Source organism: Nocardia sp. IFM 10818 (assembly GCF_054655275.1).
Window position 1 is genome coordinate 7,971,805 of record NZ_BAAHJH010000001.1, and the last position, 17,065, is coordinate 7,988,869.

General features: G+C 68.0%; 18 protein-coding genes. 10 read left to right on the forward strand and 8 right to left on the reverse strand.

From position 1 onward, the window contains the following. The first annotated feature begins 17 nt into the window (after window positions 1–17). Window positions 18–257 carry a hypothetical protein gene (locus ACYQ5L_RS36945; protein WP_459962863.1) on the forward strand — a complete coding sequence of 80 codons (240 nt, stop codon included), beginning with the start codon at window positions 18–20 and terminating at the stop codon, window positions 255–257. Between the two features lies 1 nt (window position 258). On the opposite strand, the gene ACYQ5L_RS36950 is transcribed toward ACYQ5L_RS36945, so the two are convergent. After that, window positions 259–933 carry a TetR/AcrR family transcriptional regulator gene (locus tag ACYQ5L_RS36950; RefSeq protein WP_459962864.1) on the reverse strand — a complete coding sequence of 225 codons (675 nt, stop codon included), beginning with the start codon at window positions 931–933 and terminating at the stop codon, window positions 259–261. 97 nt (window positions 934–1,030) lie between these two features. Here ACYQ5L_RS36950 and ACYQ5L_RS36955 point away from each other — a divergent pair, with 97 nt between their 5' ends. Both ACYQ5L_RS36955 and thiC read left to right on the forward strand, forming a co-directional pair. Next, on the forward strand, window positions 1,031–2,425 hold the full coding sequence (locus ACYQ5L_RS36955; RefSeq protein WP_459962865.1) for a lipase family protein: 1,395 nt from the start codon (window positions 1,031–1,033) through the stop codon (window positions 2,423–2,425). Window positions 2,426–2,673: 248 nt separating this feature from the next. Then, window positions 2,674–4,335 (forward strand): phosphomethylpyrimidine synthase ThiC, encoded by a 1,662-nt coding sequence (gene thiC, locus ACYQ5L_RS36960; RefSeq protein ID WP_459962866.1) that lies wholly within the window; start codon window positions 2,674–2,676, stop codon window positions 4,333–4,335. A 72-nt stretch (window positions 4,336–4,407) separates the two neighbouring features. Here the strand turns inward: thiC and ACYQ5L_RS36965 are convergent, their stop codons facing one another. Together ACYQ5L_RS36965 and ACYQ5L_RS36970 are read right to left on the reverse strand one after the other, a co-directional pair. Further along, window positions 4,408–4,818: a VOC family protein gene (locus tag ACYQ5L_RS36965; RefSeq protein ID WP_379196975.1), complete on the reverse strand. Its 411-nt coding sequence runs from the start codon at window positions 4,816–4,818 to the stop codon at window positions 4,408–4,410. A gap of 62 nt (window positions 4,819–4,880) precedes the next feature. After that, window positions 4,881–5,531, reverse strand: coding sequence for a TetR/AcrR family transcriptional regulator (locus tag ACYQ5L_RS36970; protein ID WP_459962867.1), 651 nt, complete (start codon window positions 5,529–5,531; stop codon window positions 4,881–4,883). Between the two features lie 176 nt (window positions 5,532–5,707). On the opposite strand from ACYQ5L_RS36970, the gene ACYQ5L_RS36975 reads away from it, so the two are divergent. After that, on the forward strand, window positions 5,708–6,331 hold the full coding sequence (locus ACYQ5L_RS36975) for an NAD(P)-dependent oxidoreductase (protein ID WP_459962868.1): 624 nt from the start codon (window positions 5,708–5,710) through the stop codon (window positions 6,329–6,331). 67 nt (window positions 6,332–6,398) lie between these two features. On the opposite strand, the gene ACYQ5L_RS36980 is transcribed toward ACYQ5L_RS36975, so the two are convergent. Further along, window positions 6,399–7,544, reverse strand: coding sequence for a GTP-binding protein (locus ACYQ5L_RS36980; RefSeq protein ID WP_459962869.1), 1,146 nt, complete (start codon window positions 7,542–7,544; stop codon window positions 6,399–6,401). A gap of 89 nt (window positions 7,545–7,633) precedes the next feature. Here ACYQ5L_RS36980 and thiD point away from each other — a divergent pair, with 89 nt between their 5' ends. Further along, a complete protein-coding gene (gene thiD / locus ACYQ5L_RS36985) occupies window positions 7,634–8,485 on the forward strand; it encodes a bifunctional hydroxymethylpyrimidine kinase/phosphomethylpyrimidine kinase (RefSeq protein ID WP_459962870.1) in 852 nt (283 codons plus the stop codon). A 6-nt stretch (window positions 8,486–8,491) separates the two neighbouring features. Here thiD and ACYQ5L_RS36990 read toward each other — a convergent pair whose 3' ends face one another. Beyond that, the gene (locus ACYQ5L_RS36990; protein WP_459962871.1) at window positions 8,492–9,100 is read right to left on the reverse strand and encodes a TetR/AcrR family transcriptional regulator; all 609 of its coding nucleotides are present in this window, start codon (window positions 9,098–9,100) and stop codon (window positions 8,492–8,494) included. 159 nt (window positions 9,101–9,259) lie between these two features. On the opposite strand from ACYQ5L_RS36990, the gene ACYQ5L_RS36995 reads away from it, so the two are divergent. The 5 genes from ACYQ5L_RS36995 (at window position 9,260) to ACYQ5L_RS37015 (ending at window position 14,480) form a co-directional block, all read left to right on the forward strand. Beyond that, window positions 9,260–9,772 (forward strand): nitroreductase/quinone reductase family protein, encoded by a 513-nt coding sequence (locus tag ACYQ5L_RS36995; protein ID WP_459962872.1) that lies wholly within the window; start codon window positions 9,260–9,262, stop codon window positions 9,770–9,772. 66 nt (window positions 9,773–9,838) lie between these two features. Further along, window positions 9,839–11,092: a bifunctional glycosyltransferase family 2/GtrA family protein gene (locus ACYQ5L_RS37000; protein WP_459962873.1), complete on the forward strand. Its 1,254-nt coding sequence runs from the start codon at window positions 9,839–9,841 to the stop codon at window positions 11,090–11,092. Beyond that, window positions 11,089–13,065, forward strand: a complete 1,977-nt coding sequence (locus ACYQ5L_RS37005; protein WP_459962874.1) for a glycosyltransferase family 39 protein — start codon at window positions 11,089–11,091, stop codon at window positions 13,063–13,065. Before ACYQ5L_RS37000 ends, ACYQ5L_RS37005 begins: the two co-directional genes overlap by 4 nt. Before the next feature lie 152 nt (window positions 13,066–13,217). Then, window positions 13,218–14,240 (forward strand): hypothetical protein, encoded by a 1,023-nt coding sequence (locus tag ACYQ5L_RS37010; protein ID WP_459962875.1) that lies wholly within the window; start codon window positions 13,218–13,220, stop codon window positions 14,238–14,240. 105 nt (window positions 14,241–14,345) lie between these two features. Next, window positions 14,346–14,480, forward strand: coding sequence for a hypothetical protein (locus ACYQ5L_RS37015; RefSeq protein ID WP_379196991.1), 135 nt, complete (start codon window positions 14,346–14,348; stop codon window positions 14,478–14,480). Here ACYQ5L_RS37015 and ACYQ5L_RS37020 read toward each other — a convergent pair whose 3' ends face one another. From ACYQ5L_RS37020 to ACYQ5L_RS37030, 3 genes are read right to left on the reverse strand one after another with little or no spacing between them, the layout of a single operon-like run. After that, window positions 14,481–15,095 carry a TetR/AcrR family transcriptional regulator gene (locus tag ACYQ5L_RS37020; protein WP_459962876.1) on the reverse strand — a complete coding sequence of 205 codons (615 nt, stop codon included), beginning with the start codon at window positions 15,093–15,095 and terminating at the stop codon, window positions 14,481–14,483. A gap of 23 nt (window positions 15,096–15,118) precedes the next feature. Then, complete coding sequence (locus ACYQ5L_RS37025) at window positions 15,119–15,901, reverse strand: enoyl-CoA hydratase family protein (protein ID WP_459962877.1); 783 nt, start codon at window positions 15,899–15,901, stop codon at window positions 15,119–15,121. Beyond that, entirely contained in the window at window positions 15,901–17,064 is a 1,164-nt protein-coding gene (locus ACYQ5L_RS37030) for an acyl-CoA dehydrogenase family protein (RefSeq protein ID WP_459962878.1), read from the reverse strand. The genes ACYQ5L_RS37025 and ACYQ5L_RS37030 overlap by 1 nt, the downstream gene beginning before the upstream one ends. Between the last annotated feature and the right edge of the window lies 1 nt (window position 17,065).

Sequence of the window (17,065 nt, forward strand, 5' to 3'; positions counted from 1 at the left end):
GAGTAGAAGAGGGATTCATGAAGAAGCGTATGGCCGGCGTCGCCCTGGCGGGCGCCCTGTTGTTCCCCGTCCAGGCCGCTGTCGCCGGAGCGGCTCCGGTGAGCCCCATTGTCGGCTCCTCGGGCTCGGGCGACACCGGTTCCGGGTGCACCTCGTCCCAGCCGCCGACCTGCTCCTCGCCGCTGGCGAAGGTGATCATCGAACTGCTCACCACCGGCTCCGCCACCGCGTCCGCCGACGGCGGCAAGGCGAACTGAGCTATTCCGCCGTCCGCCTGCCCATCTCGACGACGGTGACGAACCGCGTCAGATCCTCGACCAGCGTCTCGACCACATCGGGGGCGCCACCGTCGTCGTGATGGTGCAGCCAGTCCGCCACCAGTTCGAACATTCCGCCGATGGTCGCCAGGCTCAGCGCCAGACTCTGCCGTTCGTCGAGCGAAACCCGTTCCGGCCACAGCTGATTCAAGAAGGCCGCCGACCAGCGCCGGTTGCTCCGCCGCTGCCGCTCCACCGCCGGTGAGATGCCACCCGCCTCACCGAAGGTCACCTTGGCCAGTCGCGGGTCGTCCGCGATGGCGTGCACGAAGGCCGCCATCACCGCCCGCTTGCGCTCCGGCCACGCCATTCCGGCCGTCTCCGCCGCGACTTCCCCCACGCGTTGCTGGATGCCCACCGTGATCTGTTCCAGCAGTGCGGTATAGCAGGCTTCCTTACTGTCGAAGTGATCGTAGAAGCCCTTGGTGCCGACATAGGCGGCCTGGCAGATCTGCTCGATGGAGGTCCCCGAATAGCTTTGCCGGGCAAACAGTTCGGTGGCGGCGGCCAGGAGTTGCCGACGGCGCTGCGCGCTGCGCTCTTCGGCGTCGAGGCCGCGGATGCGACGCCGCGCGGGTGTCCGGTCTGGCGCCGCGGCTGGTTTGCTGCGGGTCATGCAACGACCTTAGCGGCGCAGGTTTGAGAAAGACATCTTGTTGATAACAGGATGTCATGTTGTAATCGCTGTCACGTCGATGAGGAAGGGAACGGACGTGGCAATCAATGGGGATCGCCCGCGGCGGGGATGGCGGCGGTGGACCGCGGCCGCGCTCGCGACGGCAGTGGCGGCGGCGGGGGCGGTGCTGGCGGTGGGGACCGCGGCCGCACCGGCGGCCGCGCAACCCGGGCCCTTGAACGTGGACTCGTTCTATCGGGCGCCCGACGGCTTCGAAGCGGCCGCGCCGGGCGAGATTCTGAAGACCCGCGAGGTGCAGCTGGCGGTGCTGACCGTGCTGCCGGTGCGGGTCCGGGCCTGGCAGTTGCTCTATCGCACCACCGACCTGTTCGACCAGCCGACGGTGGCGGCCACCACGGTGGCGGTGCCCATGGGCGCCAACACTTCTCGCAGCCGCCCGCTGGTGTCGCACCAATTCTTCTACGACAGCACCGCGCCGCACTGCGCGCCGTCCTATGTCCTGCAGCAGGGGGCCGGGCTCCAGGCCCTGGAGGGCATCCACTCCACGGTCGAGTATCTGGAGCTGGCGGCCTCGATCAGCCAGGGCTATGCGGTGAACGTGCCCGACTACGAGGGCATGAACGGGAATCTGGCCGTGGCCAAGGAACCCGGCTACATGATTCTCGACAGCATTCGCGCCGCGCAGAACTTCGAACCCCTGGGCCTGGACCCCGCCTCGCCGGTGGCCCTGTGGGGCTACTCCGGCGGCGGCATGGCCACCGGCTGGGCGGCGGAAATGCAGCCGACCTACGCCCCCGAGCTGAACATCAAGGGCGCGGCCATGGGCGCGCCGGTCTCGGACGTGCAGTCGCTGCTGCATGTGAACGGCTCCATGTTCGCCAGCCTGATCGGCATCGGCATCTCCTCGCTGCGCAATGCCTATCCGGAGTTCGCGGCCACCACCGAGCGCTATCTGACGCCGGAGGGCCGGGCCATCATGGACCGCACCGAGGGCCAGTGCCTGGTGCGCAATGTGATCACCCTGATGTTCACCGATTACCAACGGCTGCTGACGATTCCGATCCAGGAGTATCTGGCGCTGCCGGAGATCCGCGCGGTGTTCGACGCCACCGTGCTCGGCAAGAACCCGCCGACCGTGCCGGTCATGGTGTACCAGGGCATCTTCGACGAGGCCGTGCCGTACACCACCAATGACAAGCTCGTCGGGGAATGGTGCGCGGGCGGCTCCTCGGTGCTCTACAAGCGCGACCACTTGTCCGAGCATCTGACGCTCACCACTCTCGGCATGGGCGACGCCTTCAACTGGGTCAAGTCCCGGCTCACTCCCGGTGCGCCGGATCCGGTCGGCTGCCAGACCGAGAACCACCTGTCGCTGTTGCTGGACATCAACGACATCCTCACCATGACCGAGATCAACCTGAACGCCACCTTCGGCGCCCTGGGTTGGCCGATCGGACCGCAGGAGCGCTAGTCACCTTCTCCTGGCCCTCCTGTGCCTCGTGCCCTCGACCGAAACCGGATCGGTCGGGGGCACGGGCGTTCGTATCACCATCCAGGAGTCGCGGGGTGCGGTCGCCGGGTAAGGTCGCGGGCGTACAAATTCACACGCCAACGGGGGCTCGCACCAGCGGGCTGAGAGGACGGCTAGCCCATTCGGGCGGACAGGGCCGTCGACCGTATGAACCTGACCGGGTAATGCCGGCGTAGGGAGGATTCACCATGTCATCGAACCGTGCCGCGTCCACTGGGACTCCGGTCGACACCGTGACAACCGGCCCCATTCAGGGCAGCGTCAAGCACTACGAGCAGGTCGAGGCCGACGGCACGACATTGCGGATCCCGGTGCGGCGCATCAACCTCACCAATGGCGAACACTTCGACGTGTACGACACCTCCGGGCCGTACACCGACGACAGCGCGGTCATCGATCTGGAGGGCGGGCTGCCCAAGCTGCGCGACTCCTGGGCCAAGCCCGAGGTGCCGGGTCCGCGCACCCAGCTGGCCTGGGCGCGGCAGGGCATCATCACCCACGAGATGCGCTACATCGCCGCGCGCGAGGGGGTCGCGCCGGAGCTGGTGCGCGATGAGGTGGCCGCCGGGCGGGCCGTCATTCCGGCCAACCACAACCATCCCGAATCCGAGCCGATGATCATCGGCAAGAAGTTCGCGGTGAAGATCAACGCCAATATCGGCAACTCGGCGGTGAGCTCCTCCATCGCGGAGGAGGTGGAGAAGATGGTGTGGGCGACCCGCTGGGGCGCGGACACCATCATGGACCTGTCCACCGGCAAGAACATTCACGAGACCCGCGAGTGGATCCTGCGGAACTCGCCGGTCCCGGTCGGCACGGTGCCGATCTACCAGGCGCTGGAGAAGGTGAACGGCGATCCCACCAAGCTGACCTGGGAGATCTACCGCGACACCGTGATCGAGCAGGCCGAGCAGGGCGTGGACTACATGACCGTGCACGCGGGCGTGCTGCTGCGCTACGTGCCGCTGACCGCCAAGCGCGTCACCGGCATCGTCTCGCGCGGCGGGTCCATCATGGCGGCCTGGTGTCTGGCGCATCATCAGGAATCGTTCCTGTACACCAATTTCGCCGAGCTGTGCGAGATCCTGGCGAAGTACGACATCACCTTCTCCCTCGGCGACGGCCTGCGGCCGGGTTCCATCGCCGATGCCAATGACGAGGCCCAGTTCGCCGAGCTGCGCACCCTGGGCGAGCTCACCAAGATCGCGAAATCGCATGGCGTGCAGGTGATGATCGAGGGCCCGGGCCACGTGCCCATGCACAAGATCGTGGAGAACGTGCGGCTGGAGGAGGAGCTCTGCGAGGAGGCCCCCTTCTACACCCTCGGCCCCCTCGCGACCGATATCGCGCCCGCCTACGACCACATCACCTCGGCCATCGGCGCGGCCATCATCGCCCAGGCGGGCACGGCCATGCTCTGCTACGTCACGCCCAAGGAGCACCTGGGCCTGCCCAACCGCGATGACGTGAAGGTCGGCGTCATCACCTACAAGATCGCCGCGCACTCCGCCGATCTGGCCAAGGGGCATCCGGGCGCGCAGGCGCGCGACGACGCGCTGTCCAAGGCGCGCTTCGAATTCCGCTGGAACGACCAGTTCAACCTGTCGCTGGATCCCGACACCGCCCGGGAGTACCACGACGAGACCCTCCCGGCGGAGCCGGCCAAGACGGCGCACTTCTGCTCCATGTGCGGCCCGAAGTTCTGCTCCATGCGCATCTCGCAGGATGTGCGCGATTACGCCGAGAAGCAGGGCCTCACCGATGTGGAGGCCATCGAGGCCGGGATGGCCGCGAAGTCGGAGGAGTTCGCGGAAGCGGGCGGCAAGGTCTACCTGCCCGTCGTCTCGTAGCGCGAGACACTCGCAACCCGTTCCGGGCGTGCGCTTTTCGCGATTCGCGACAGGTGCGCGCCCGGCGCGTTCTCAGGCCCGCGAGGAAATCTGCTGCACGCCCCAGGCATTGCCGTCCGGATCCTCGAAGAACAGGAACCCGACATTGTCCAGCGGGTGCGGTGTGGGGCGCGGGTTCTTTCCGAGCACCTGCACCTCGCCTACTTCGAGCCCGCGTTCGAGCAGTTCGGCGCGGGCCTTCTCGATGTCCGGCACCACCAGTTGCAGGCCCTTCACGCTTCCCGGCGCCATATCCGGGACCGCGCCCTGCGTGCCGATCTGGATCGAGCAGCCGGATCCGGGCGGCGTCAGCTGCACCACCCGCCTGCCCTCACCGAATTCCGAGTCGAAATCGACGTGGAATCCCAGTGGCCCACTGTAGAAGTCCTTGGCGCGATCGACATCCGACACCGGCACGATCACGACCTCGAGCGTCCAGTTCATAGCGCTTCCTTCCGGAGACGTGGTTCCCCATGAGCACAGACGGTCGAACTCGGCGAAACTCATCACTGGCCGCGCGGTTGCCATCGATGCGCGAATTCGTCCGGGGCCGGCGGAGGGCCCGGCAGCTCCCCGGGGGTGGCGAGGCCGTCGATGAGCAGGGCCAGCACGCGGCGGCGCAATTGCGCGGTCCGGGCCGCGTCCGGCAAGGTCAGGGCGGCGCAGGCCTCCAGCAGCAGGCCCAGGTCTTGCGCGGTGAAACTCGCCCGCAAGCGGCCGGATCGGTGGGCGCGGGCAATGATCGACTCGCTCAGTTCCCCGGCGCGCAGCACCTCCGGCAGGATCGAATCATCAGGGGTGAAGGTGCCCGCCAGATGCACGGTCAGCGAGTGGACGTCGGCGTCCACCACGCGCACCAGGAACTCCACCAGCACCTGCCAGTCGTCCGGATTCGCCAGGGCGGCTTCGGCTTCGGCGTTGTAGCGGCGCAGGCCGTCATAGCAGAGGGTGCGCAGCAGTTCCTCCTTGCCGGCGTAGCGCCGGTACAGCGCGCTGATGCCGACCCCGGCGCGTTCGGCCACCGCGGAGATGGGAGCCTTCGGATCGGCGAGGAAGACCTCGCGGGCGGCGGCGAGGATCAGTTCGTCATTGCGGGCGGCCTGCGCCTTGCGGCCGGGCAGGGGGCGCTGAGCTGTGGCTTCGGCGGGTTTCGGCATGACTCCAGCATAGCACCTGAACGGAATGATCCGTTCCGTTGCGCGCCTGCGGTATGGCTGAGACCTTGCCGCATGTCCGCGAGACTCACGACGATGGTTCCGGCCCGCTCCCGCTGATGTACTGAATTCACCTTCGGAACAACGAAATTCACCGAACATCAGCAAGGAGAAAGACAATGCGAATCGCCATCTTCGGAGCCACCGGGACCATCGGCCGCCAGGTCGTGCAGCAGGCGCTCGCGGCGGGCCACGAGGTCACCGCGCTCACCCGGAATCCGGCCAATATGACCGAATCCCATGAGCGGCTGCACGTCATCGCGGGCGATGTCACCGATCCGATCGCGGTGGACCGCGCGGTGGCCGGGCAGGACGCCTGCATCGTCACCCTCGGCGACGGCCGCAAGGGCGTGGTCCGGGCCGCCGGCACCCGCACCGTCATCGACGCCATGGAACGGCAGGGCGTGAAGCGGCTGATCGTGCAGTCCACCCTGGGCGCGGGCGACAGCCACGGCAACCTGAACTTCCTGTGGAAGTACATTCTGTTCGGGATGCTGCTGCGCAAGGCCATGGCCGACCACAACACCCAGGAGGGCCATGTGCGCGCCAGCGATCTGGATTGGACCATCGTGCGGCCCAGCGCCTTCACCGACGGTCCGCGCACCGATGCCTACAAGCGCGATTTCGGGCCGGACGCAAAGGATCTCACGCTGAAGATCTCGCGCGCCGATATCGCCGCCTTTCTGCTCGAGCAGCTCGGCAGCGACACCTACCTGCATCGCACCCCGGGCATCTCGAACTGAGCGGCTCCGCCGAATCGAGCCTCCGGACCCGCATTTCGCCATACGGCGGAGTGCGGGTCCGGTCGTTTCAGGCGTGCTCGTGCAGTTCCCAATGCGGGAAGGGATCGGCATAGGTGGCCCAGACCTCCGGTCCCGCAGCCAATTCCGCATCGGTCAGCAAGGCGGAATTCAGCAGATCCTGCACATGCGGGCGATCCAGTTTCACGCCGATGAACACGATCTCCTGCCCCCGCGGCATATCCAGCGCCGACCAGTACGCGCCCGCCTCGAAGGTCAGATTCGGGCCCGCCTGCGACCAGATGGCGCACAGGTCGGGGCGGCTCGCCAGCCAGAAGAAGCCCTTGCTGCGCAACAGCCGGTGCAACTGCTCCAGGGCCGAGTCCAGCCGTTGCGGATGGAAGGGGCGATCGGCGGTGAAGGTCAGGCTGCTGATGCCGTATTCCTCGGTCTCCGGGGTGTGGCCGCCCGCGAGTTCGTCCTCCCAGCCTTCGAATTGAGCCGCGAGGTCCGGGTTGTAGCGGCCGGTGCCGAGCACCTCGGACAGCTCCACCACACCGTGCGCGGCATGCACGATGCGCGCCGCCGGGTTCAGCCGCCGGATGGTGGCCTCCACCGTCCCGACGGCATTGGCGCTCACCAGGTCGGTCTTGTTCAGGATCAGTACGTTGGCGAATTCCACCTGATCCACCAGCAGATCGGCGATGGTGCGCGCATCCCCTTCGCCCGCTTGCATGTTCCGTTCCGCCAGCGCCTGCCCCTTGACCACCTCGGCCAGGAAGGTGGAGGCGTCGACGACGGTCACCATGGTGTCGAGGCGGGCGATCTCGCCGAGCCGGAAGCCGTCCTCGAATTCCCATTCGAAGGTGGCCGCCACCGGCATGGGTTCGGAAATGCCGGTGGATTCGATGACCAGGTGATCGAAGCGCCCCTCGCGCGCCAGCTTGCCCACCGATTCGATGAGGTCCTCGCGCAGCGTGCAGCAGATGCAGCCATTGGTGAGCTCGACCAGCTTCTCCTCGGTCCGGTCCAGGTGGCCCTGTCCGGCCACCAGGGCCGCGTCGATGTTCACCTCGCTCATGTCATTGACGATGACCGCGACCCGGCGGCCCTCGCGATTGGCCAGGATGTGGTTGAGCAGGGTGGTCTTGCCCGCCCCCAGGAAGCCGGACAGCACGGTCACGGGGAGCGGAGCGGTGGGCTGGGCTGTAGTCATATCTTGATGATAATGGTTTTCATTAACAGCGGCGGCCGGGGGTCGCCGCTCGCACTGTGCGTTCCTCCAACCGCGTAGGGTCTGCAGCTGTGAAACTCCTGCCGCTTACACCCAACGGGCAGACCCCCGTCCGCGCGCTCACCATTGCGGGCACCGACTCCGGAGGCGGGGCCGGAATTCAAGCAGATTCGCGGACCATGGCCATGTGCGGCGTGCACGCCTGCGTGGCCGTCGCGGCGGTGACGGTGCAGAACACGCTGGGGGTCAACGGTTTCCACGAGATTCCGCCGCAGATCGTGGCCGATCAGGTGCGGACCGTGGTCGGGGATATCGGCATCGGGGCGGCGAAGACGGGCATGCTGGCCTCCACCGCCATCATCGAAGCCGTGGCGGCGGTGTGCCGGGAAGTCGGAATCGGACGGAACGGGAGCATTCCGCTCGTCGTCGACCCGGTGGCGGCCTCCATGCACGGCGATCCGCTGCTGCACGCCTCGGCGCTGCACGCCCTGCGCGACACCCTCATTCCGCAGGCCACCGTCATCACGCCGAATCTCGATGAGGTGCGGCTGCTCACCGGCATCGAGGTCGTGGACGAGCAGACCGCGCGCAAGGCCGCCGAGGCGCTGCACGCGCTCGGACCGCAGTGGGCCATCGTCAAGGGCGGGCACCTACGCTCCTCGGCCTTCAGCACCGATCTGCTGTTCGACGGGGAGACCTTCCACGAACTCACCGCGCCCCGCATTGCCACCGGCAACGACCACGGCGGCGGCGACACCCTGGCCGCGGCCATGACCTGTGCGCTCGCACACGGCTATTCGGTGCCCGAGGCCTTCGCCTTCGCCAAGGAGTGGACCCGGCGCTGCCTGGAGGCCGCCTACGATCTCGGCGCGGGGCACGGTCCGGTGTCGCCGCTGTGGCGACTGCGGCTCCCCGCCGAATAGCAGCGCCTACCCGGCCCCCAGGATCCGGTCGAGGAGCCGATCGACAAGGCCGAGAGCCACATCCGGGGTGTAGCGCGCGGGCTGTTGCACCATGGCCCCCGACAGGCCCGCGACCGTGCCCGCGATCAACTCCCCGTCCAGCTCCGGCGAGACCGTGCTCGCCGGATCCAGCTCCAGCTGCCGGCGCAACTGGTCGGCACAGGCGTGCACCAGCCACAGCGCCGCACCCGCATTGTCGTCCCCGGTGATCGGGGAACCGGTCAGCGAGGCCGCGTGATAGGCCGCGAAGATGACGGTCTCGTCCCGCCGCGCCGCATCCAAGGGGAGCAGCTGAGTGATGAGGGTGCGCAGCACATCCCGGGGCGCGGCGCCCTCCCCCAGCGCGAACAGGGCCCCCGCCATGCGCTTGCCCGCGTCCTCGACCACGGCCAGATGCGTGGCCAGCAGGAATTCGCGCTTGTTCCCGAAGTAGTACTGCACCAGGCGCACCGAGATCCCCGCCTCGGCAGCGACGGTCTGGAAGGTGGCGGCCTCCAGCCCGCCGCGCGCGATCACCCGCCGGATGGCATCGGTGATCTCGCGTCGCCGCTGCGTATGGTCGACCAGCTTCGGCACGGGACCGCCTCTTCCTTTCGATCGTTCGGGCGAAAGTCAGGATGGTACGCGCATATCAGGCATGGGCCGGGTACCGAAGCGGCGAGGTGTCCGAAATACGTCACGATCTCTCGCCGAATTAGGACCGCAACTGTCCTATCTCCGCGACATACTCGAATTATGAGCGAAACCGAATCGACTGCGGGACAGCCGGATCAGACCGACATCACCGACTACAACGATCCCGATGCGCCCTGGAACCAGGCCTGGGACGGCGAGGGCGGCATCGCCAACTGGAACGATGACGTGATCAAGGAGTTCCGGGAGAACTCGGGCAAGGTCGGCGGGGCCTACGAGGGCGGGGACCTCATTCTGCTGACCACCACGGGCGCCAAGAGCGGCAAGCGGCACACCACCCCGCTGGGACCGCTGTTCCGGGGCGACACCATGTACGTGAGCTCGTTCATCGAGGACAAGTACCCGGCCTGGTGGTACAACATCAAGGCGAATCCGCGGGTCACCGTCGAGCTGCGGGACAAGACCTACACAGCGACCGGCAAGGTCCTCGAAGGCGCGGACTACGACGAGTTCGCGGCCTGGGTGCTGGCGAACAATCCGCTGCTCGCGGACTTCCAGTCCAAGATCGACCGGCCGATGCCGCTGGTGGTGCTGAGCCTCGACCGCGAGGGCTGAGCGCTCCCAGGAACCTCCCAGCCACGGCGCAGGGACGGCCCAGCGTGATCGCCGAGCGTGGTGATCATGAGCGATACAGCGACCGCCGTCCGGGCGGCGGAATCAGCGGAGGCCGCGACCGCGCCCGTGGTGGACGTGGTCGTTCCGGTGTACAACGAGGAACGCGATCTCGGGCCGTGCCTGCGACGACTGCACGCCTTCCTGAACGGAGGGTTCCCGTTCACGGCCCGAATCACGGTCGCGGACAACGCATCCACCGACGACACCCTCGCGGTGGCGCGGCGGCTGGCCGCCGAACTGGGCGGGGTGCGGGTGGTCCACCTGGACCGGAAGGGGCGCGGGCGCGCGCTGCGGGAGGTGTGGCAGGGGTCGGACGCGCAGATCGTGGCGTATATGGACGTCGATCTGTCGACCGACCTCAATGCGCTGCTGCCGCTGGTCGCGCCGCTGGTGTCCGGGCATTCGGATGTGGCCATCGGGACACGGCTGGCGTCCTCGTCACGGGTGGTGCGCGGGCGCAAACGGGAATTCATCTCCCGCTGCTACAACCTGATCCTGCGAACGTCGTTGCAGGCCAAGTTCTCCGATGCGCAATGCGGGTTCAAGGCCATGCGCACCGAGGTGGCGCAGGCGGTGCTGCCGCTGGTCGAGGACGGCGAATGGTTCTTCGACACCGAGCTGCTGGTGCTGGCCGAGCGCATCGGGCTGCGGATTCACGAAGTGCCGGTCGACTGGATCGACGATCCGGACAGCCGGGTGGACATCGTCGATACGGCACGCAAAGACCTGCAGGGGATTTGGCGAGTAGGACGGGCGCTGACCACCGGGCGGCTGCCCATCAATGAGCTGCGGGCCGCCATCGGGCGCGAGCCGCTGGTAGAGGGCGTTCCGCTGGGCATGGTCGGACAACTCGTGCGATTCGGCATTGTCGGTGTCGCGTCCACTCTTGCCTACCTGCTGCTCTACCTGCTGCTGCAACCCCTGGCGGGCGCGCAGATCGCGAACTTCGCGGCCCTGTTGATCACCGCCATCGGCAATACCGCCGCCAACCGGGCCTTCACCTTCGGGGTGCGCGGATCCACCGAAGCGGTCTCGCATCACTTCCAGGGCCTGCTCATCTTCGGATTCGGGCTGCTGGTCACCAGCGGATCGCTGTTCGCCCTGCACCACTGGACGCCCGGCGCGCCCGTGCATCTCGAACTACTGGTGCTCGTCCTCGCCAATCTGATCGCCACCCTCATGCGATTCGTCGGACTGCGCTGGGTCTTCCGGCAGGCCGGTTCGCGCGCGCACCGCGCGGCGGAAGGAGTCGGCCGATGACCGCGATTCCGACCGGGCCACAGCCGGTTTCACCGGCTTCGCACCGGAAACCCGCCCGCAGCGGGCGCTGGGAATACCCCGCGCTGGCGGCGCTGCTGATCGGCACCGCCGCCGCCTATCTGTGGAACCTGTCCGCCAACGGCTGGGCCAATTCGTTCTATGCCGCCGCGGTACAAGCGGGTTCGGTGTCGTGGAAGGCGTTCTTCTTCGGCTCCTCCGATGCGGCGAACTCCATCACCGTCGACAAGACGCCGCTGTCGCTGTGGCCGATGGAGTTGTCCGTCCGTATCTTCGGCCTGCACAGCTGGAGCATGCTGCTGCCGCAGGTGCTGATGGGCGTCGCCACGGTGGCGCTGCTGTGGGCGACCGTCCGGCGGCCTTTCGGCGCGACCGCCGGACTACTGGCGGGCCTCGCCCTGGCCGTGACACCCGTTGCGGCGCTGATGTTCCGGTTCGACAACCCGGATGCGGCCCTGGTCCTGCTCATGGCCGCGGCGGCCTGGGCCATGACCCGGGCCGTGGCGGACGGCCGCTGGCGGTGGCTGCTGCTCACCGGGCTGTGCATCGGCCTCGGCTTCCTGGCCAAACAACTGCAGGTCCTGCTGGTCGTCCCGGCACTGGCGCTGACCTACCTGATCGCCGGACCGCCCCGCCTGGGCACGCGGATCGCGCAGCTGTTCGCCGCCGGGGCGGCCATGGTCGCGGGCGCGGGCTGGTGGGTGCTCACCGCCCAGCTGTGGCCGGCCTCCGACCGGCCGTACTTCGGTGGCTCCCAGAACAATTCGATTGTCGAACTCACCCTCGGCTACAACGGCCTCGGCCGGCTCAGCGGCAATGAGACCGGCAGCGTCGGGCCCGGCGGCGAACTCCCCCCTGGCGGCAATGGCATGTGGGGCGGCACCGGCATCACGCGACTGTTCGAACCGGCCCAGGGCGGGCAGATCGCCTGGCTCCTCCCCGCCGCCCTCGTCCTGCTCGTTGCGGGACTGCTGCTGCGCGGCAAGGCGAATCGCACCGATCCACAGCGGGCATCCCTCATCCTCTGGGGCGGCTGGCTGATGGTGACCGGCCTGGTATTCAGCTTCATGCAGGGCATCTTCCACTCGTATTACACCGTGGCCCTCGCTCCCGCCGTGGCCGCGCTCACCGGCGCTGGGGCCGTGCAATTGTGGCGGCAACGCGAAAAGCCGTGGGTACGTGCCGCGCTCGCACTCGCGGTGGGTCTCACCACCGCGACGGCGTGGCTGCTGCTGTCCCGCAGTGCATCGTTCCTGCCGTGGTTGCGCTGGACAGTGCTCGCGGCGGGAGTCGCCGCCACCCTGGCAACGCTCCTGCCCGCCTCCCGAAAATCGCTGGTCGCGGCCATTGCGGCGGTCCTGGTCGCCCTGGCAGGACCAACGGCCTACACGGTGCACACCCTCGCCACCGCGCACACCGGATCCATCCCCTCCGCGGGCCCGAACACCGGGGGCTTCGGCGTGGGCGGTCCCCGCGCCGATGACGGCGAACAGCGGTTCACCGTCGGCATGCCCGGCAATCCGGGCGCGGACGGCGGACCCGCCGGTCCCGATCCGGGCGACGGTGAAACGCGACGCGGCGCGGCAGGCGGACTGGTCGACGCGAGCACGCCCAGCGCCCGGGTAACAGCACTGCTCACCGCCGACAGCGACGCCTATACCTGGGTGGCCGCCGCCATCGGCTCCCAGAGCGCGGCCGGATACCAACTGGCCACCGAACTCCCCGTCATGCCGCTCGGCGGCTTCAACGGCAGCGACCCCTCCCCCACCCTGGAACAGTTCGAACAGTATGTGGCCGAAGGCAAGATCCACTACTTCATCGGCGGCGACACCGGCCCCGGCGGCCACTCCGGCAGCCAGAGCGCCGCGATCTCCCAGTGGGTGTCGGAGAACTTCACCGCCCAGGAGGTCGACGGCGTCACCCTCTACGACCTGACTTCGCCCCGCACCTGGTAGCGCGCGAGCCGCGACTTCCTATGATGGCGTGGTTCTTTGCTTCGAGTTCGTGACGAGAGACCGCAGTGACCAACCACCCCACGGGACCGGATTCCGTTCCGCCGCAACCGCCGAAACTCCCAACCAGGGCGCGTTCGGGACTGGTTCGCGGTGTGGTCGGGGCACTCGTCGTCGCGGTGGGTGCGGGCCTGTATTTCGGTGTCGCACGGGACAGCGGTGGATCATCGTCCGACAGCCTGGACGGTGGCGGGTTCGACAATTTGCTGACTCTCGATCCGTGCTCGTATCTGGATCCGGATTCGTTCGCCGGGTTCGCCGACAAGGGCGTCGGGGACGCCCCCGCGGTGCGCATCGAGCCGACCGGGTTCGACTCGTGTGCCGTGGAACTGGAGCGCTCGGAGAAAGGAGGTCCGCGGTACACGGTCACCGTGCGCACGGAAACCGGGTACATCGTCCCGAGCGATGTGCCCGATGACCTCGAGGTGACGGAACGCGGTGCGGTGAAGGTGACCACGGCCGACGGGGCGCTCGATTGCGCCCAGCTCATCTTCCGCCCGGATGGCACCACGGTCGCCGTGTCCACGAACGCGTCCGTGACCGGTGCCGAGGGCGGCGCCAGTCGCGAAACCCTGTGCCGGATACAGGACATCGCCACGGACGCCGCGGTGGCGGCGCTCGGTGAGAACACCGCGGACAGGATGGCGTATCCGGCGGATTCGCTGGGCGGGACCCGTGCGTGCAGTCGGCTCGAGGACTCGGAGATCATGTCCGCGACGGGTGCCGTGGAGGTCAGCAGGCGCGAGCGCGACTATGACTATTTGTGCGTTTGGTCTGCGGGACCAGCCGCTGTCACGCTCGCCGCCAAGCTCGTACCGACCGCGGCCGACCGGCCGGGCGGGGCGAGGGAGATCATCGCGGGCCGCCAGTCCACGATCGTGGACAACTACTTCTTCAGCAATGCGGAGAGCTGCGATATCACGCTGTACGGCCGGACCTGGGCGCCGTGGCCGGGCAAGCATTACGACTACACCGGAGCAGGCCACGACGGCTCGTCCGAATTCACCGAAATGACGGAGCTGAGTGTCTCGTTTTTCTCCGAGGGGTCGAGGGAGGAGGCCTGCCGCATGGCGCGGGAGCTGGCCGAGCAGGCTTGGCCGAGATTGCCCGGGTCGTAGTCGAAAGCGCGGTGATCATGGGGTGCCGGGATCTACCCTGATGGCATTCCCCACCAGCACTTTTCAGGGATGGTCGGTATGTGCGATCCCTTCAGGTCAGGACCGTTGAGCGACGAGCACCGCGAAGCCTTCTGGCGCAGAGTGGGCTGGTCTCCGGACCTCCCGGAACCCGAACGCGAGGTCATCGAGCAACGCTGGGATGACGAATCCATCGAGATGGCAGAGGTTTTCGGCTGGTAGTCAGTGCGGTGCGTTCAGTGCCGCATGCAGCGTCGCCGCCCATTGCTGGACGATTTCCTTGCGGCGCAGGGAGTCGTCGGTGAGGACGTCGGCTAGGCCGAGGCCGCGGGCCAGGTCGAGGGTGGCCTGGACCAGGTGGTGGGCTACGGGGTCGGTGTCGTCCACACCCAGCGCCTCCACGGCCATGTGGTGGGAGATGCGGCCGAAGCGGGCTTCGAGAGGCACGATGCGTTCGCGGAGGGCGGGGTCGGCGGCGGCGTGGGTCCAGACCTGCAGGGCCGCTTTGAAGAGGGTGGTGGTGTAGGACTCGACGAGGCCGGCGACCACCGCCTCGGTGCGGGCCTGGCCCTGGGCGATCTCGGCCATGGCCAGGGCATCGGCCTTGGCCTGCGCCATCCGCGTGTCGAACATGTACTCCAGGGCGGCGGTGATCAGGTCTTCCCTGGTGGGGAAGTGGTGCTGGGCCGCGCCTCGTGACACCCCGGCGCGCTCGGCGACCACGGCCACGGTGGCTGCCGCCCAGCCCATTTCGGCCAGGCAGTCGATGGTCGCCTCCAGCAGCCGCTGCCGGGTGGCCCGGCTGCGGTCCTGCTTGGGTTCGTGGGGTGTCGCCATGGTTGCCTATTGTGCCGAGTCGGCTATTCGGCCCAGTTGGGTGGGCGGCGCTGGAAGAAGGCCGTCATGCCCTCGATCACCTCGGGGGTGCCGAAGAAGCTCGCGGATCGTTTGGCCAAGTCCTCGGCGGAGCGGTCGAAGGCGGCGAGCAGGTCGGCGTTGACCAGCCGTTTGCTCTCGGCCAGTCCTTGCGGGGAGCCCTTGCGCAGTTCGGCGCACAATCGGTCCGTCTCGGCCGCCGGATCGTCGGCGGCCACGGTGATGAGCCCGATGCGCTCGGCCTCGGCGGCGTCGAAGGTCTCCCCGGTCGAGAAGTACCGGGCCGCCGCGCGGGCGGACACGCGCGGCAGCAATGGCAGCGAGATCATGAACGGGGCCAGGCCGATGCGCACCTCGGTGAGCCCGAAACTGCTGTTGCGCCCGGCCACGGCGATATCGCAGGCGGCCAGGATGCCCATCCCGCCCGCGCGCACATTGCCGTCGACCCGCGCCACCACGGGTTTGGGCATCTCAAGGATGCCGCGCAGCACCGAGATCATCCAGCGGGTGCGGATATCGGCGGCGGCCGCCGGATCGGCGTCCACCGCCTCCTTCAGATCCGCGCCCGCGCAGAAGGTATTGCCGGTGTGGGTGAGCACGACGCCGCGCACCGCCGCATCGGTCCCCGCCCGCTCCAGGCCCGCGAGCAACTCGGTGATCAGCCGCGCGGACAGTGCGTTGCGGTTGTGCGGGGAATCCAGGGTGAGCGTGGCGAATCCGCCCGCCACCTCGTACCGGACGTAGGGCCCCTCGGGAGCGTCGCTCATCAGTACGACCTCGGCAGACCCAGCGAATGCTGTGCGACGAAGTTGAGGATCATCTCCCGGCTGACCGGGGCCACGCGGGCGATCCGGCTGGCCGCCAGCATGCCCGCCAGGCCCACATCGGCGGTGAGGCCGGAGCCGCCGTGCGTCTGGATGGCCTGGTCCAGAGCCTTGATACTGGCCTCGGCCGCAGCGTATTTCGACATATTGGCGGCCTCGGCGGCGCCGAAGTCGTCACCGGAGTCGTAGAGGAACGCGGCCTTCTGCATCATGAGCTTGGCCAGTTCCAGTTCGATCTTCACCTGGGCGAGGGGATGCGAGATGCCCTGGTGCGAGCCGATCGGCGCGCCCTTCCACACCGCGCGCTCCTTGGCGTAGGCGACCGCCCGGTCGATGGCGTAGCGGCCCATGCCCACCGCCATGGCCGCGCCCATGATGCGCTCCGGATTGAGGCCCGCGAACAGCTGAGCGATGGCCGCGTCCTCCTGGCCCACCAGCGCGGTGGACGGCAGCCGCACATCATCGAGGAAGAGCGTGAACTGGTTGTCCGGTTCGATAATGTCCATCTCCTGCTTCGTCTTCACGAAGCCGGGCGCATCGGTCGGCACGATGAACAGCGCGGGCTGCAGATTGCCGGTCTTGGCGTTCTCGGTGCGCGCCACGATGAGCACCGCCTCGGCCTGGTCCACACCGGAGATGAAGATCTTGCGGCCGTTGAGGATCCAGTCGTCGCCGTCGCGGCGGGCGGTGGTGGTGATCTTGTGCGAGTTGGAGCCGGCATCCGGTTCGGTAATGCCGAAGACCATTTTCGACGATCCGTCGGCCAGCCGGGTCAGCCAGTACTGCTTCTGCTCCTCGGTGCCGTACTTGGTGATGATGGTGCCGCAGATGGCCGGGGACACCACCATGAGCAGCAGGCCGCAGCCCTGGGCTGCGAGTTCCTCCTGCACCAGCGCCAGCTCGTAGATGCCCGCGCCGCCACCGCCGTACTCCTCCGGCAGGTTCACGCCCAGGAAGCCGAGTTTGCCCGCCTCGTCCCAGAGTTCACTGAGCGGTTCGCCCTGGCGCGCCTTCGGCCCGGCGTAGTCGCGCAGGTTGTACTTGGCGGCCAGCTTGGCGACGGCGGCCCGCAGCGCCTTCTGCTCGTCGGTTTCGATGAAGCTCATC